We start from the raw sequence: 14,197 nt of genomic DNA, 5'->3' as shown, positions 1-14,197 counted from the left end.
AAGGCTATTTCGGGTTGGCTGGCCAGACGACGGTAACCCGCACGGTCCGGCCGTCCACCGGCTTGCCATCGGCGTCCAGGGCCGCCACGGCGAAGCAGTTCTCGACCAAATCCAGTTCATCGAGGCCGTCGCGCCACGGATTGTTCTTTGAAGCCGACCGCTGGATGCAGGCCTGCATGCTTCCTTTCGCCGTCACGCGGCAATCATAGACGGCGGTGGCCGAGCTGTTCTTCCTGATTGCCGTCGGCGGAAATGATTGAGCCAGTTCTTCTGGGGTCGGTTGCCGCCGCCAGATCGGGGCGGCGATAGGCGCTGAGTAAAGCTCCTCACGAAAGTCCATCCGGATGGACCGGCTGCGATATTCGCGCGCGGCGGGGTCGAGATTTTGCACGACACCTTCATAGATGTGCGCCGTTTTCAGATAGGCGACCACAAGCATCTGCGGGCTTGCGGTCGGCCAATTTGGGGGCGTTGAGAGTCCCAGCGGCTTGAACACCGGGTCCCAGATGGCCTCCGGCTTCTCTAGACCATCGACGAGGCCGAGGTAGCTGGCGGCCCTGGTGGCGATCGGCGCCCGGGCCGCCACGAAATCTATTTTCGCGGCGTCCAGGCCGTAGGGAGCAAGGAGGGCCAGATAGGCCTGCTGCTTGGCGTAGGTCTCGATGATCCAGAGGACCCGCTCTTCGCGGTCATCCAGCAGAGCGGGATCGCAACGCTCCAGAGCATCGCGCCAGTCGGCATGAACAGCGATCACGGCGCCGAAATCCGGTTCGCGGGCTGCGGCTTCCTGGATGAACTCCGCCTGTCCCTCGGGACCTATCGAGGCCCACGCGCAGGGGCCGACGGTCCTGGCCCGGTCATCATCAGGCGGGCTGGGCGGCGGGGATGGGGCGCCGGGGGGTCTGGGGACAATCGAAACAACCGGCGTCTCCGCCGGGCGGGGCTGGCCGATGGCGATGCTCGCCGAGAGGCCCGATCCCGCCGAAGCCGGCGACCACTGAACAGCCACCCGGACGCTTCGCCACTGCTGGGGATCATCCGCGGGCGCCATGAGAAGACGCGCCTCGGCCAGGCGGACCGCCCACTTCCCAAAATCCATGCCTTCTGGGGATTCCCTGACGACGCGGCAAGCAGAGACGTGGCCCGGCTTTCCAGCGTTGACCGTACAGGTGATTTCCGCAAATCCGGCGATATTGGCGGCTCGCGCCGCAGGCGGGTAGGCGGCCAGAATCTGCTGCTCCGTCGGGGCGGAGACTACCCCCCGTGGCAACTTCGGCGCTGGCGCGGATGCGCCCAGCACGACGGCGGCGATAACCAGAACCCCCCTGAAATCCATCCGGTTGTTCCCTAGGCGGCCGAACTGGGCCGCTGGCTTCGCGCCTCAGCCAGCAGTTTCATCGCCCGCAGGAACATCTCCAGCCGCGTCACGCCCAGCAGGCCGACCGCGAACACCACGAAGGCGTCGCTGACCAGGTTGATGCTGACGTGCCACTGGGCGGCGTATTCGTCGATCACCGCGCGCAGGCCAAAGCGGACGGCGATCAGGGCCAGCAGGAACAGCATGGCCAGCTGCGAGGTGCGGCTGGTCAGGGCGTGGGTTTCGGGGTCCACGGTGATGGCCATCAGCTTGCCGCGATACCAGCCGATCGCCCCGCCCACGACGGCGGCGCTGGCCAGCCACAGCCACTGCTGACCGGCCGGCTTGGTCACCCAGGTGAGGAGGCCGGCCATGACGATCATGATGGTCGGCACGATCCACATCCATTCGACCTTCAGCGGCCGGTCCTGGCCGACCCGGCGGAAGCGGAAGAACAGCACGAGCGCCATGATCGGCAGGCCGATCAGGTAAGGCATGAGTTTGGGATCAATAGCCACGGGACGCCCCCTCGGAGAACAGAATTAGCCCTTAGTCGCCGCCAACCCTCTAATCGGATGCAGGGCTCAGGCGGCTGTTTCCATCGCCTTGTCGATGGCCTTGAGCAGCCGCTCGGGCGACTGCGCCCCGACCACCGCGAACTTGCCGGCGAAGATGGTGAAAGGCACGCCCGTGACGCCGGCCTCGATGGCCATGCCGTGGTCGTGGGCGACCTGGTCCTTGTCGACGCCTTCGGAGAGCTTCTGCAGCACGTCCAGCCGGTCCATGCCGGCCGCCTCGGCGATGTCCGCCAGCACCACCGGGTCGCCGATGTCGCGCAGGTCGGTGAAATAGGCCTTCAGCACCGCTTCCAGCACCGGCTGTTGCAGACCCTGGGCCTGAGCCCAGCGGATCAGCCGGTGGGCGGCGTTGGTGTTGGGCGAGACGGGAATGTCGGCCAGCTTCAGGTCGAGGCCGTCCTGGGCGGCCTCGCCGGCCAGCACCTTCGCCATCTCGGCGCGGCGTTCGGGGTCGCTGAACTTGCGGGCCATGTAGGCGGCGCGGTCGACGCCTTCCTCGGGGATGGTGGGATCCAGCTGGTAGGGGCGCCAGACGATCTCGGCCTGGACGTCGGGGCGCTGGGCCAGGGCCTTCTCCAGGCGACGCAGGCCGATGTAGCACCAGGGGCAGACCACGTCGGCGATGAAGTCGATTTTCAGCGCCTGGGTCATTTTCCTAACTCGCTTCTCGCTGCAGGGCCCGGCTGGCCGCCCGTTCAAGCGCCCGCGCGGCGCCTTCGCCCGGCTCAATCTGCGCCACGCCGATATCGAATTCCACCACGAAGGGCGGCTTGTCGTCGCCGGCGTCGAAGGCGGTGCAGGCGATGACCGCAGCGATCCGCTCGGCGGCCGCGCGCCCGGCGGCCAGGCCCGTGGCGGGGAGGGCGAGGGCGAAGACTTCCGGACCCAGCCGGGCGCCGGTGTCCTCGGCCCTGACCAGCCGGCCGATCATCGAGCCGATCTGCGGGATGGCCCGGTCCAGCCAGCCGCCGGCCCGCGCCTTGGCCACTTCCGGCCGCTCGGACACCCGCAGCACGCAGACCGAGATCGGCCGGTTGCGCACCTTGGAGGCCTGGGCCAGCCGCACCAGATGGGCGGCGAAGAGGTCGCGGGTGAAGAGGCCGGTGGCCGCGTCCATCAGGCCCGAGCTGCGGGCCTTTTCCAGCGCCTTGCGGATGCTGTTCTGGCGGCGATAGCTGCGGGCCAGCTCGATGACCCGCTTGGCGGTCTCGGTTTCCGGCGTCTCGGGCGAGGCGACGTCGGACACCCCGCGATGGAAGGCCTCGGAGGTCGTCACATAGCTGTCGGCCTCGAGATAGAGCATGGCCGGGATATGATAGAGGCGGGTGTTGCGCCGCATGCCGGCGGCGATGGAGAGGGCCTCGGCCTGGTTGTCGCCCGCCCACAGCACCACGGCGTCGAACGGTCGCTCATGCAGGTAGTCGAAGGCGGTGAAGGCGGTGAAGGCGCCAACCACCTCGGCGCCGCTGCGGGACAGGGCGTTGGAGAGCGCCAGGAACTGCGGGGCCGGCTCGCCGATGGCCAGCACCCGCACGGGGCCGGGCGGGTTCTCGGGCAGGTCCAGCCGCCGGCCGCGCTCGGCGAAGGTCTCCAGGCGCAGCTCGAACTCTTCCTCGGCGATGGCCATGCGGACCAGGGATTCCAGCCGCAGCACCGCCTGTGACGGGTGCAATGGCGGGGCGAGGGTCAGGTCGAAGCCGTGGCCCTCGATCTCGGGGCTGGGGTCGGCGATGGCGATGACCGGCAGGCGGCGCGGGGCGCAGGCCGCCTTCATCCGGCGGGCCAGGGTCAGGCTGTCCTGGCCGCCGCTGGCGACGTCGACGATGACCGCCTCGATCTGCAGATCGCCCAGCGCCGCGATGGCCGCGAAGGGGCCCCGGGCGGTGATCGTCCGCCAGCCCAGGCGGTCCAGTCCCTCGGCCAATGGCCCGGCCAACGCGTCGTCACGCGCGACAATCAGGATCCGGGCGTTGATTGACAAAGTGTCCCCGCAAGATTCGCAAGTCGCCACAATAACTACAGGCGGGGCAAGGCGATAGCGGCGGATCATACCGCGCTTGCGTGACCATGCGTCACGGCCTCTAGATCGAGGTCAAAGCGATTTGGGAGTTGAGAGCATGGGCAAAGGGCCGCTGTCGGGACTGAAGGTCCTGGAATTCGCCGGCATCGGGCCGGGGCCGTTCTGCGGCATGCTGCTGTCGGACCTGGGCGCGGACGTGGTGCGCATCGACCGCAAGGGTCCGGGCCGGGCCTCGCCCGCCGACGTCACCAGCCGCGGCCGCCGCTCGGTGGCCCTGGATCTCAAGCAGCCGGCCGCCATCGAGGCCTGCCTGAAGCTGATGGAAGAGGCCGACGCCATCATCGAGGGCTTCCGGCCCGGCGTCATGGAGCGGCTGGGGCTGGGGCCGGACGTCGCCCTGGCGCGCAATCCCCGCCTGGTGTTCGGCCGCATGACCGGCTGGGGCCAGTTCGGGCCCTACGCCAAGGCCGCCGGCCACGACATGAACTACATCGCCATCACCGGCGCCCTGCACGCCATCGGCACCGACGACAAGCCGGTGCCGCCGCTCAACCTGGTCGGCGATTTCGGGGGCGGGGCCCTCTATCTGGCCTTCGGGCTGCTGGCCGGGGTGATCAGCGCCCGCCAGACCGGCCAGGGCCAGGTCATCGACTGCGCCATGAGCGATGGCGCCGCCTCCCTGATGGCCATGTTCTACGGCTTCAAGGGCGCGGGCATCTGGCAGGAGACGCGCCGCTCCAACCTGCTCGACGGCGGGGCCCACTTCTACGACACCTATCAGTGCGCCGACGGCAAATGGATTTCCATCGGTTCGATCGAGCCACAGTTCTACGCGCTACTGCTTGAAAAAACTGGGATTACCGATCCCGAGTTCAGCAATCAGATGAGCCGCGATCACTGGCCCTCGCTGAAGGCCAAGCTGGCGAAAGCGATTCTGGGCAAGACCCAGGCTGAGTGGTGCGAGATCATGGACGCCACCGACGTCTGCTTCGCGCCGATCCTCGATCTCGACGAGGCCCCCAGGCATCCGCACAACGTCGCCCGCCAGACCTTCGTGACCGTCGAAGGCGTCGTACAGCCGGCCCCCGCGCCGCGCTTCTCGGCCACGCCCGGCGAAATCCAGGGCCCGCCGCCGAAGATCGGCGCCCACAACGCCGAGGCCCTCAGCGAGTGGGGCTTCAGCGCCGCCGATATCGAAGCGCTGACGGCGGCCGGCGGCATCTAGCACTCCGCCTCCGTAGGGGGCGGACGGCCCGCCCGAGGCGCGCTAGCAGCGCGCCCGTGGCCGGCCAGGTGGGGGTGTTGGGGCAGAGGCTGGGGCTATCCGGCCTCGAACGGGCGGGTTGCATGACGCCTGAGGACCTGCGGAAACCAGGGCGCCCTTGCCCAAACACCCCCTCCGGACCGCGCTCTGGCGTGTCCAGCGGGATTGATAGGTAACAGAACAGACCGGATGGATAGGTTACAGATTCTGGTCGTCGTTGGGGTCGCTTAAGGGCTCCAGACGATTGGTGGCGCGGTCTATGACGCCGAGGGGATAGTCATAGAAGATGATCATCCAGCCGCCCTGGTTGTTTTCTTCCAGAAGCAGGGTCTGTCCCTTGAGGGCCTTGGATATCTGGACCAGCTCGCCTCGCCATTTGATCTCGCCGGTCGTGCGGACCTGTCGAAGCGTGGCGCCGTCCGGATACTTAGGGTCTGGCGGCTGGCCAGAGAACTTCCTGGGCGAAGCTTTGTAGAGCTGGCTCGGCGGGATCTGGCCAAGGGCTTCGTGGGGCCGATAGGTATTGAAGTCCTCGCGGAAGGCGTCGAACCGTTTGGCCTGCTGGTTGCGATTGGCGGCCGGCGGGTTCATCGCTTCCAGCAGGGTCAGGTGGAAGCGCTCGTGCGAGCCGTTCTGCTGGGGACGGCCAGGGGTGATCCGCTCGGGTCGGATGCCCAGACTGATCCACCAGGCGCTCAGACTGGTCAGCCCGGTGATCCCGGTGGAGGCGAACGGCGAGCCATTGTCGGATCGGATGACCAGCGGCAGGCCATTGATCTCGAAGGCTTCCTCGAACCAGGGGCGCGCCTCCTGCCCCCGCACACTGCCGCCCGCCGACAGTGTCACCAAGTATCGGCTGAACAGATCGGTGATGGTCAGCGGCTCACAGCGCCGACCGTCACCCAGCATCATCCAGCCCTTGTAGTCCACCGCCCAGACGTCGTTGGGGCCCGCCGGCATCGTCAGGCCGCCCGGTGTCGGCTGGGCGCGGTAACGGCGATGCCGCATCCCAACCAACCCGGCCTGCTTGAGATAACCCCCCGCCGTCGAGGCCGATGGCCAGGCAAGCTGCGGATGGTCCAGCTTCAGCCGACCGATCAGCTTGCGGGGACCCCACTTCGGCCGCGCCGCCTTCAGCTGCAACAGCGCATCCACCAAGGCCTGGTCAGTCCTGGTCCCGTGCGCCAACGGCGCATGTGACCGCTCGGCAAGCCCAGCGCCGCCCTGCGCCTCATACCGACCAAGCCACTTGTAACCCGTCTTGCGACTGATCCCGTAGCGCGCGCAGACATCGACTATCGTCTCTTGCCCAGCAAGACAGTCCGCCACGAACCGCAGCCGCTGATCCATCGCCTCAACCCATGGCATCAGACCAACCCTCCAGATCGGAGGGCACTGTCACCCATCTATCCGGGCTGTTCTGTCACCACTCTATCGAGGCTGCACAGGCGCGGTCGTCCTCCCCCTACGGGTGAGGAGTTGAACTGGACGTCCGCCGTCAGCGGCCTATTCTTTCTGCCAAAGAGCGCGTCCGGGAGGAACCGTCATGAACGCCCACACCGCCATCGCCGCCGATACGGCCCTCAAGCTGAGCGGCATCCACCATTCCGCCTTCCGCTGCCGCGACGCCGAGGAGACCCGCGCCTTCTACGAGGACGTGCTGGGTTTCCCGCTGGCCGCCGCCCTGATCATCGAACCGGGCGGGGCTACCAGCCGCGCCAACCCGTTCATGCATCTGTTCTTCGAGCTGAACGATGGACGGTACATCGCCTTCTTCGACGTGCCCAAGGGCGCGACCGAGGACAGGTTCGCCATCAAGGACGGGCTGGACCTGCATTTCGCCATGGAGACCGCGTCCATGGACCAGCTGAAGGGCTGGCAGGACAAACTGAACGCCGCCGGCGTGCCCTGTTTCGGGCCGATCAACCACCACTTCTGCCACTCGATCTATTTCGCCGACCCCAACGGCCTGGCCCTGGAGATCACCTGCCGCGACGAAGCCCATGACGCGGTGATGGCGGATGAGGCGGCCACCGCCCGCCAGCAGATCGCCGACTGGACCGCCCGCAAGGCGCAGATGAAAGCCTGACAATCAGGCGCCGATATCCGTTCAGCCTGGGTTCAGCGAACGAATCGCAGATTGGCGTCGTGGATGGCCGCCGCGCTCTCCCGTCCCTCGAAAGCGGCGGCCGGACACATCAGGACGAAGGCAAGGTCATCCTGGCGGCGCGTTCCGGTTCTCCGGGGCGCGCCGTTGCCTTTCTGGTCCTAGGCGGGCAGGGTCCGCCGATGTCCGTAGACAAGGCCCCCTGGCAGGATATCGATCTCGATCCCACCCATTGGGCGCGCGACATTCTGGTCGTGGCCGGCAAGTCGCTGTCGCGCCTGTGGGGCCGGGACGTCATGCTCTATGTCGGCGGCGTTTCCTTCTGGGTGATGCTGGCGGCCTTCCCGGGCCTGCAGATCGCCATGGGCCTGTTCAAGCTGTTCGGCGATCCCCGCTCGGTGGCAAACCGGGTCGAGGGTTTCACCCAGCTCATGCCGCCCGGCGCCCAGCACCTGTTCGAGGACGAACTGATCCGGCTGGCCAACGCCCCGTTCCAGGCCGTGTCGTTCCAGAGCGCGTTTGCGCTGATCATCGGCTCCTACGCCGCCCATCGGGGCTTCAAGGCCATGCTGGCCGGCCTCTCCTTCATCCATGACGAGGAGAATCAGCGCGGCTTCTTCGGCTTCAACTTCATGGCCCTGGTCGTGCTGCTGGCCGCCTTCGTCATGGTGGCGGTGGGCTCCTCGCTGTTCCTGACCATCCGGCTGCTGGCCACCACCCTGGACCTCAAGCCCCTGGCCGGCATCTCCTGGATCTACAGCGAATGGACCTGGACCAGCCTGGGGGTCACCCTGGCCATGACCCTGATCTACCGCTTTGCCATGTCGCGCGAGCCGGTGGCCTGGCGGCCCTCGATCATCGGCGGGGCGGCGGCGGCGGCCCTGGTGCTGCTGTTTTCCTGGGCCTGCGCGGTCTATGTCGACCAGATCGCCCATCTGGGGGCCACCTATGGCTCGCTGACCGCGGTGGTGGTGTTCCTGATCTGGCTGTCCTGGAACGTCAACGCCATCTTCTTCGGCGGGGCCCTGGCCACCGAGGTCGAGATGGCCCTGCATATCCGCCGCACGCCGGTGCAGATGTCACCCGAGGTCCTGGGCGGGCTTGGCGAGCAGAAAACTGAACCCAGCCTCCACATCGAGAATTTCGACCAGCTGCAGCCCTGACTGGCCAGCGAAATGCGGCACGTCGATCCGCGCCATCGGGTCGTCCGCCAGCAGCCGGATCCGCGCGCCCGCCGGCGCCGCCTCGGCCGCTCGCCGCAGCCGCAGGGTCGGGACCGGGCAGCGATGCCCACGGGCGTCGACCAGGATTTCGGGCAGGCTCATGGGGGAGGGGAGGCCACCCCCTCGCCGAACTGTCAAGCGGTCAGCGCCAGCCAGCCTTCTTGGCCGCCGCCTCCCCGGCCGCGTCGAGGGGCTCGCCGACGATGAGGCTGTCCATGGCTTCCAGCACCGCCGGCGGCGTCTCGCTGCCCGCCGTGCGGAACTCGCTGGACGTCGCCGGAGCCTGGGCCACGGCCACCATCACCTTCCATTTGCCGCCGTCGCGGCAGGCCAGGCCCGCCGAGCTGTCGGCGGTGTAGGTGCGGCAGACCGCGCCGCCGGCCTTGCGGAAGCTGACCCCGACCCGCACCGCCTCGCCCTGCGCCGGCTGCGAGGCCAGCTGGCCATCCAGCGCCGCCATCAGGGCTCCGCGGGCGTTCTGCTGGCGGTCGACCAGGCCCGGGCCTGGAAGGCGCGCGCCGACTGTGACACCGATGACCAGACAGGCCGCCATCGCCGCCCAGGCCATCCATTGCGGCTGGGCGGGAACCTTTCGGCTGCGGAACTGGTTAAGCGACACGACAGTGGACCCAATATCGGCGCTTGGGGGGTCGGTCTTGTTCAGCATGTCCAGCAAAGCTTGCGGCACGGGCGCCTCGGCCGCCGGGGCGAAGGCCGCCCTGACCTTGTCGGCCAGCCTTTGATGGGCCGCCAGACGCGCCGCCACGGCCGGATCGGCCGCCAGGGCCGCCTCGACCAGCAGCCGGTCGTCGGCCGAAACCTCGCCGTCGGCGTAGCGGATCAGGATGTCGTCGGAGATGGTCATGTCATTCTCCTCAGCGTTCCAGCTCGGCCATCAGGGCCATGCGCCCCCGCACCAGACGGCTCGTCAGGGTGCCGGGCGGAATCTCCAGCACCTCGGCGGCTTCGGCGTAGGACAGGCCCTCGACCAGCACCAGCACCACGGCCAGCCGCTGGTCGTCGGGCAGGCGGGCCATGGCCTGCTCCACCGCCATGGCGTCGTCGCGGTCGGCGGGACGGGCCACCAGCGGATCGGCGACATGCTCTCCGGCCTCTTCCGCCGCGAACAGACGGCCGCGCCGACCCCTTGAGCGGGTCTCGTCGATCCAGGCGTTCTTCATGATCCGCATCAGCCAGCTGTCCAGTCGCGTTCCCGGAGCCCACTGGCCCCTGCGAGACAGGGCGCGCTCGATCACGATCTGGGTCAGGTCGTCGGCGTCCGCCATATTGCGGGTCAGCGCTCGGGCGAACCGGCGCAGCCGTGGCAGTAGACCGACGATCGCCTGCTCGAACTCCAAGCCACACCTCGTCTTGAGGGATGAAACGTCTGGCCTGAGCCGTTTCATCCTTGGAAAAACAATTCCCGTCGCCAGGATGGCGAAAAACTCCAGGAGCGCCAGGATGGCGCCAATTCGGCGAGGTTGTCATGCCAAGCGGTCCTAGACGCCCGATCCGGACAGCGCTGGTGGTCGTTCTGGGCCTGCTGCTGAACGCCCCGGCCTGGGCTCAGCTGCCCAGTCTGCCGAGCGTTCCCGGCGGCCTGCCCAGCGGTTTGCCGGGCGGACTGCCCAGCGATCTCGACAGGCCCGTCAGCGGCGTGCAGCAGCAGCTCAATCCCAACCGCCTGACCGACCTGCGGCGCTGGCGCGAGCAGGAACTGATCCGCCGCAACCCCCGTGAGATCGATGTCGATGACTTCGGCCGCGCGGTGGTGCGGGGCGAGCTGGTCGCCATTTCGCCCAGCCCGGGCTCGCTGCAGGCCGCCCAGGCCGCCGGCTTCATGATCACCCGGCGCGAGGCGGTTGCCGGCACCGAGGTCGACATCGTCACCCTGGCCATTCCCCCCGGGACCAACGCCCGCCAGGCCCTGCGGCGATTGCGGCGGGCCGATCCGGGCGGAACCTATGACTATGACCACATCTATGGCGAGGCCACCTCGCCCCGCCCGCCCAGCGTTGGACCGCCACCGCCGGCCACGATGCCAGGCCGTCCCCCGCCGCCGGGTCCCTCGGCGGCGGGCGTGCGTATCGGGCTGATCGATACCGGCGTCGATGCCGGTCATCCCTGTTTGGCGGGCCTCAGCATCGTCCAGCGCGGCTTCGCCCCCGGTGGGGTCAGGCCGGCCGCGCACGGCACCGCCACCGCCTCGCTGCTGGCCGGCCGGGGCGGGGGCGTGCGCAGCGCCGCGCCGGGGGCCGCCCTGCTGGTCGCCGATGTCTATGGCGCCGGCCCGACCGGCGGCTCGGCCGTGGCGGTGGCCCAGGGGCTGGGCTGGCTGTCGCAGAGCGGGGCCCAGGTCATCAATGTCAGCCTGGTCGGGCCGCCCAACGCCGCGGTGGCCGCCGTCATCCAGTCGCTGGCCGCCCGCGGCGTGCTGATCGTCGCCGCCGTGGGCAATGACGGACCAGCCGCCCCGCCGCTCTATCCCGCCTCCTACCCCCAGGTGATCGCCGTCACCGGCGTCGACCGCCGCGACCGGGTGCTGCCGGAGGCCAGCCGCGCCCTGCATGTCGATTTCGCCGCCCCCGGCGACGCCCTGACGGCCGCCCGGCCCGGCGGGGGCCTGAGCCCGGTGCGCGGCACCTCCTATGCCGCGCCCATCGTAGCCGGGCGCCTGGCGGTGCTCTCCAGAGGCGGCGGCCGGGCGGCGGTCGACGCCCTGGCCCGGCAGGCCCGCGACCTGGGCCAGCGCGGCCGCGATTCCCTCTACGGCTACGGGGTCATCGGCGAGGATCTCCGCGCGGGTGGTTAATTTTCGCCAGGGGGTCGGATGAAACCGGCCCGGCGGAACGTTGTTCCTTGCAGACACAACGGCGCGGCCTCCCCACCGCGCCCGTATCGCAAGGAGAGTTCGCCATGAAGATTCAAGCTCTTGTCGTCACGACCGCCATCTGTGGCCTGCTGGCCCTGACCCCCGCCCAGGCCCAGATCCTGGGCGGCGGCGGCAGCGTGGCCGGAACGGTCGGTGGCGCGGTCGGCGGCGGCCCTGGCGGCCTGACCGGCTCCGGCTCGGTGATGGGCGGCGCCCAGGTCACCACCCCCGACACCAGTGGCGCGACCCGCACCGCCCGCGCCGAAGCCCGCGCCGCCAAGGCCCGGGCCAGGGCTGAAGCTGACGCGGCCAAGAAGCGCGAAGCGGCTCTGAAGGCCGGCGCCGAACAGCGCGCCCAGGGCGCGGCCGCCACCGCCACCGGCACGGTCTCCCGCAAGGCCCCGTCGGCCTCGGCCAGCGGCTCGGTCTCCGGCTCGGCCTCGACCAGCGATGGCTCGGCCAACGCCTCGGCCTCGGCCAGCGCCTCGACTCCCCGATAGGCGCTTTCAGTAGGCGCGTTCAGGCGTTCGACCCGCCGCTCGGGTCGAACGCCGACGCCATGTTGGCGCAACAGGCGCCCTGTCAGGCTTCCGAAAGCACCAGTTCCTCGGTGTCGACCGTCGCCTGCATGGCCGGCGCATAGCGGGAACCGCTGACGGTCCGGGCGTTCACCAGCGCCTCCAGCCGTTCGACGACCTGGGTCGTCAGGACGACATCCGAGGCCCCGGCGTTTTCCGACATATGCTTGGGCCGGGTGGTGCCGGGGATGGGAACGATGATCGGGTCCTTCTGCAGCAGCCAGGCCAGGCAGAGCTGAGCCGGCGTGCAGCCTGCCTCGCCCGCCAGGTCCGTGAAGGCGTCGAGCAGCTTCAGATTGGCCTCGAAGGCCTCGCCGATGAAGCGGGGCATGCCGGCGCGGAAATCGCCCGGCTGCAGCTTGCCCAGGTCGCGCAGGCCGCCGGCCAGGAAGCCCCGCCCCACCGGCGAGAAGGCGACGAAGGCCACGCCCAGCTCGCGGCAGGCGTCCAGCACCGCCACTTCCGGATTGCGGGTCCAGGGCGAGTATTCGGTCTGCAGGGCGGCGATGGGATGGACCGCATGGGCCCTGCGCAGGGTGGCGGCCGAGACTTCCGACAGGCCGATGGCGCGGATCTTGCCCGCCTGCACCAGGTCGGCCAGCGCCCCGACACTGTCCTCGATGGGCACGCGCTTGTCCCAGCGGTGCAGGTAGTAGAGGTCGATCACATCGACCCCCAGCCGGGCCAGGCTTTCGTCGCAGGTCTTCTTCAGCCGCTCGGGCGCGCCGTTGAGGTCGCGGGTCTCGCCGTCGGTCATGCCGCATTTCGAGGCCAGCACGAACTCGTCCCGCCGATCCCCCAGCACCTCGCCAATCAGCCGCTCGTTGTGGCCCAGGCCATAGACCGCCGCCGTGTCGAAGAAGCTGTAGCCGCGGTCCAGCGCCCCTTTGAGCACCCGCTCGGCCTGCTCGCGCGGCGGTGGCGGGCCGTAGGCATGGCTGAGGCTCATACAGCCCAGGCCGATCTCGGAGACCTCGAACGGGCCGACATGGCGGGTTTTCATGGGGGAGCTCCGGGCGTGAATGGCGAGGTGATCTAGCAGGGGCCGAGGCGCCCCGTCGATGCCGGCCCGTTTTTCCTTGGGCGCCGCCACGGAGGCCCGCCTAGGGTGGGGAATGGACGAGCGCGCCCTCGACGACCTGACGGAGCTTCTGCCGCCGCTGCTGACCGCCCTGGAGCGGCTAAACCTGCTGGCCCGCCATTTCGACCCGCCGCGCTATGCCCAGCTGATGGAAGCCATAGGCGAGCCGGACGCCGCCGTGCGGGCGCAGCTGCCAAGACTGGAAGCCTGGCCGGAAAGCCTGGCCGACATCCGCCAGGCCGTTCGCACCGCCGCTGACGCCGTCATTGCCGCCTTCGAGGGCTTGCGCAGCGCGGCGGACGCCGAAGACGGATTGATGGCCGTGTTCCGCGCGCTGCGGCATCCGCCCGAGGCCCTGGAGGCGCTCTATCCCCTGGCGGCCATGCTGCCGCCGGTCAGCCAATTGTTTCTGGAACCGGACAAGCGGCAGGACACCGATCTGCTGAAACGGCTCGCTGATCCAGCGCCCGACGCGGAAGTCGGCGTCTTCCACGTCGGCAACGCCCCTGACGAGCGCGGGGGCTTTTCGCTTTACGTCCCGGAAGACTACCGGCCTGACCGCGCCTGGCCGCTGGTCTTCGCCCTGCACGGCGGCAGCGGCCATGGCCGCGGCTTCCTGTGGAGCTGGCTGCGCACCGCCCGGTCCCACGGCGCCATCCTGGTCGCCCCGACCGCCATCGGCCGCACCTGGGCGCTCGCCGGCGACGATGTCGATAGCCCGAACCTGGCCCGGATGGTCGAGTTCGTCGCCTCGCGCTGGAACATCGACCCGGACCGCCGCCTATTCTGTGGCATGAGCGACGGCGGGACCTTCGCCTATGTCAGCGGCCTGGAGACCGGCTCGCCCTTCACCCATCTGGCCCCGACGGCCGCCGCCTTCCACCCGATGCTGGCCCAGTTCGCCGAGCCCGGACGCCTGGCCGGCCTGCCGATCCACATCGTCCATGGGGCGCGGGACTGGATGTTCGAAGTCGGGATGGCGCGCGAGGCGGCGCGCTTCCTGGAGAGTACGGGCGCGAACCTCACCTATGTGGAGCTGGACGACCTGGCCCACAGCTATCCGGGCGAGCTCAATCCGCGGGTCCTGGCCTGGCTGAAGGAAACGCCGCGAAACTAG

At 69.2% G+C, this 14,197-nt stretch carries 15 protein-coding genes; 6 read left to right on the top strand and 9 right to left on the bottom strand.

Annotated features, from left to right (window positions below; translation table 11 throughout):
- Positions 1–4: 4 nt before the first annotated feature.
- The 4 genes from QO010_RS04595 to QO010_RS04580 all read right to left on the bottom strand — a co-directional run bounded on the left by QO010_RS04595 (position 5) and on the right by QO010_RS04580 (position 3,916).
- Positions 5–1,336, bottom strand: a complete 1,332-nt coding sequence (locus QO010_RS04595; protein WP_307346554.1) for a hypothetical protein — start codon at positions 1,334–1,336, stop codon at positions 5–7.
- 11 nt (positions 1,337–1,347) lie between these two features.
- A complete protein-coding gene (locus QO010_RS04590) occupies positions 1,348–1,854 on the bottom strand; it encodes a CcdC protein domain-containing protein (RefSeq protein ID WP_307346552.1) in 507 nt (168 codons plus the stop codon).
- Between the two features lie 87 nt (positions 1,855–1,941).
- A complete protein-coding gene (locus QO010_RS04585; protein ID WP_307346549.1) occupies positions 1,942–2,586 on the bottom strand; it encodes a DsbA family oxidoreductase in 645 nt (214 codons plus the stop codon).
- A gap of 4 nt (positions 2,587–2,590) precedes the next feature.
- Positions 2,591–3,916: a diguanylate cyclase domain-containing protein gene (locus tag QO010_RS04580; RefSeq protein ID WP_307346547.1), complete on the bottom strand. Its 1,326-nt coding sequence runs from the start codon at positions 3,914–3,916 to the stop codon at positions 2,591–2,593.
- 136 nt (positions 3,917–4,052) lie between these two features.
- On the opposite strand from QO010_RS04580, the gene QO010_RS04575 reads away from it, so the two are divergent.
- Entirely contained in the window at positions 4,053–5,180 is a 1,128-nt protein-coding gene (locus tag QO010_RS04575) for a CaiB/BaiF CoA transferase family protein (RefSeq protein ID WP_307346544.1), read from the top strand.
- A gap of 237 nt (positions 5,181–5,417) precedes the next feature.
- Here QO010_RS04575 and QO010_RS04570 read toward each other — a convergent pair whose 3' ends face one another.
- The gene (locus QO010_RS04570) at positions 5,418–6,569 is read right to left on the bottom strand and encodes an integrase core domain-containing protein (protein ID WP_307347069.1); all 1,152 of its coding nucleotides are present in this window, start codon (positions 6,567–6,569) and stop codon (positions 5,418–5,420) included.
- A gap of 196 nt (positions 6,570–6,765) precedes the next feature.
- Between QO010_RS04570 and QO010_RS04565 the strand changes: the two genes are divergently transcribed.
- A complete protein-coding gene (locus QO010_RS04565; RefSeq protein WP_307346541.1) occupies positions 6,766–7,308 on the top strand; it encodes a VOC family protein in 543 nt (180 codons plus the stop codon).
- Positions 7,309–7,508: 200 nt separating this feature from the next.
- Entirely contained in the window at positions 7,509–8,489 is a 981-nt protein-coding gene (locus tag QO010_RS04560; protein ID WP_307346538.1) for a YihY/virulence factor BrkB family protein, read from the top strand.
- On the opposite strand, the gene QO010_RS04555 is transcribed toward QO010_RS04560, so the two are convergent.
- From QO010_RS04555 to QO010_RS04545, 3 genes are read right to left on the bottom strand one after another with little or no spacing between them, the layout of a single operon-like run.
- Complete coding sequence (locus tag QO010_RS04555) at positions 8,406–8,651, bottom strand: sulfurtransferase TusA family protein (RefSeq protein ID WP_307346534.1); 246 nt, start codon at positions 8,649–8,651, stop codon at positions 8,406–8,408. The two genes, QO010_RS04560 and QO010_RS04555, sit on opposite strands and share 84 nt — an antisense overlap.
- A gap of 40 nt (positions 8,652–8,691) precedes the next feature.
- Positions 8,692–9,414, bottom strand: coding sequence for a hypothetical protein (locus tag QO010_RS04550; protein WP_307346531.1), 723 nt, complete (start codon positions 9,412–9,414; stop codon positions 8,692–8,694).
- 10 nt (positions 9,415–9,424) lie between these two features.
- Entirely contained in the window at positions 9,425–9,955 is a 531-nt protein-coding gene (locus tag QO010_RS04545) for a sigma-70 family RNA polymerase sigma factor (RefSeq protein WP_307346528.1), read from the bottom strand.
- Positions 9,956–10,074: 119 nt separating this feature from the next.
- On the opposite strand from QO010_RS04545, the gene QO010_RS04540 reads away from it, so the two are divergent.
- A complete protein-coding gene (locus QO010_RS04540) occupies positions 10,075–11,361 on the top strand; it encodes a S8 family serine peptidase (protein WP_307346525.1) in 1,287 nt (428 codons plus the stop codon).
- 104 nt (positions 11,362–11,465) lie between these two features.
- Positions 11,466–11,921, top strand: coding sequence for a hypothetical protein (locus QO010_RS04535; RefSeq protein ID WP_307346523.1), 456 nt, complete (start codon positions 11,466–11,468; stop codon positions 11,919–11,921).
- A gap of 82 nt (positions 11,922–12,003) precedes the next feature.
- Here QO010_RS04535 and QO010_RS04530 read toward each other — a convergent pair whose 3' ends face one another.
- Positions 12,004–13,002 carry an aldo/keto reductase gene (locus QO010_RS04530; protein ID WP_307346519.1) on the bottom strand — a complete coding sequence of 333 codons (999 nt, stop codon included), beginning with the start codon at positions 13,000–13,002 and terminating at the stop codon, positions 12,004–12,006.
- 112 nt (positions 13,003–13,114) lie between these two features.
- On the opposite strand from QO010_RS04530, the gene QO010_RS04525 reads away from it, so the two are divergent.
- Complete coding sequence (locus QO010_RS04525; RefSeq protein WP_307346516.1) at positions 13,115–14,197, top strand: hypothetical protein; 1,083 nt, start codon at positions 13,115–13,117, stop codon at positions 14,195–14,197.

Source organism: Caulobacter ginsengisoli, assembly GCF_030814835.1.
Lineage (GTDB): Bacteria > Pseudomonadota > Alphaproteobacteria > Caulobacterales > Caulobacteraceae > Caulobacter > Caulobacter ginsengisoli.
This window is presented reverse-complemented; position numbering and strand designations above follow the sequence as displayed.

Bases quoted from the DNA above. Each gene is read 5' to 3' on its own strand.
- QO010_RS04595 (WP_307346554.1), bottom strand. From the start codon at position 1,336: ATGGATTTCAGGGGGGTTCTGGTTATCGCCGCCGTCGTGCTGGGCGCA.
- QO010_RS04590 (WP_307346552.1), bottom strand. From the start codon at position 1,854: ATGCCTTACCTGATCGGCCTGCCGATCATGGCGCTCGTGCTGTTCTTC.
- QO010_RS04585 (WP_307346549.1), bottom strand. From the start codon at position 2,586: ATGACCCAGGCGCTGAAAATCGACTTCATCGCCGACGTGGTCTGCCCC.
- QO010_RS04575 (WP_307346544.1), top strand. From the start codon at position 4,053: ATGGGCAAAGGGCCGCTGTCGGGACTGAAGGTCCTGGAATTCGCCGGC.
- QO010_RS04570 (WP_307347069.1), bottom strand. From the start codon at position 6,569: ATGGATCAGCGGCTGCGGTTCGTGGCGGACTGTCTTGCTGGGCAAGAG.
- QO010_RS04565 (WP_307346541.1), top strand. From the start codon at position 6,766: ATGAACGCCCACACCGCCATCGCCGCCGATACGGCCCTCAAGCTGAGC.
- QO010_RS04560 (WP_307346538.1), top strand. From the start codon at position 7,509: ATGTCCGTAGACAAGGCCCCCTGGCAGGATATCGATCTCGATCCCACC.
- QO010_RS04555 (WP_307346534.1), bottom strand. From the start codon at position 8,651: ATGAGCCTGCCCGAAATCCTGGTCGACGCCCGTGGGCATCGCTGCCCG.
- QO010_RS04550 (WP_307346531.1), bottom strand. From the start codon at position 9,414: ATGACCATCTCCGACGACATCCTGATCCGCTACGCCGACGGCGAGGTT.
- QO010_RS04545 (WP_307346528.1), bottom strand. From the start codon at position 9,955: ATGAAACGGCTCAGGCCAGACGTTTCATCCCTCAAGACGAGGTGTGGC.
- QO010_RS04535 (WP_307346523.1), top strand. From the start codon at position 11,466: ATGAAGATTCAAGCTCTTGTCGTCACGACCGCCATCTGTGGCCTGCTG.
- QO010_RS04530 (WP_307346519.1), bottom strand. From the start codon at position 13,002: ATGAAAACCCGCCATGTCGGCCCGTTCGAGGTCTCCGAGATCGGCCTG.
- QO010_RS04525 (WP_307346516.1), top strand. From the start codon at position 13,115: ATGGACGAGCGCGCCCTCGACGACCTGACGGAGCTTCTGCCGCCGCTG.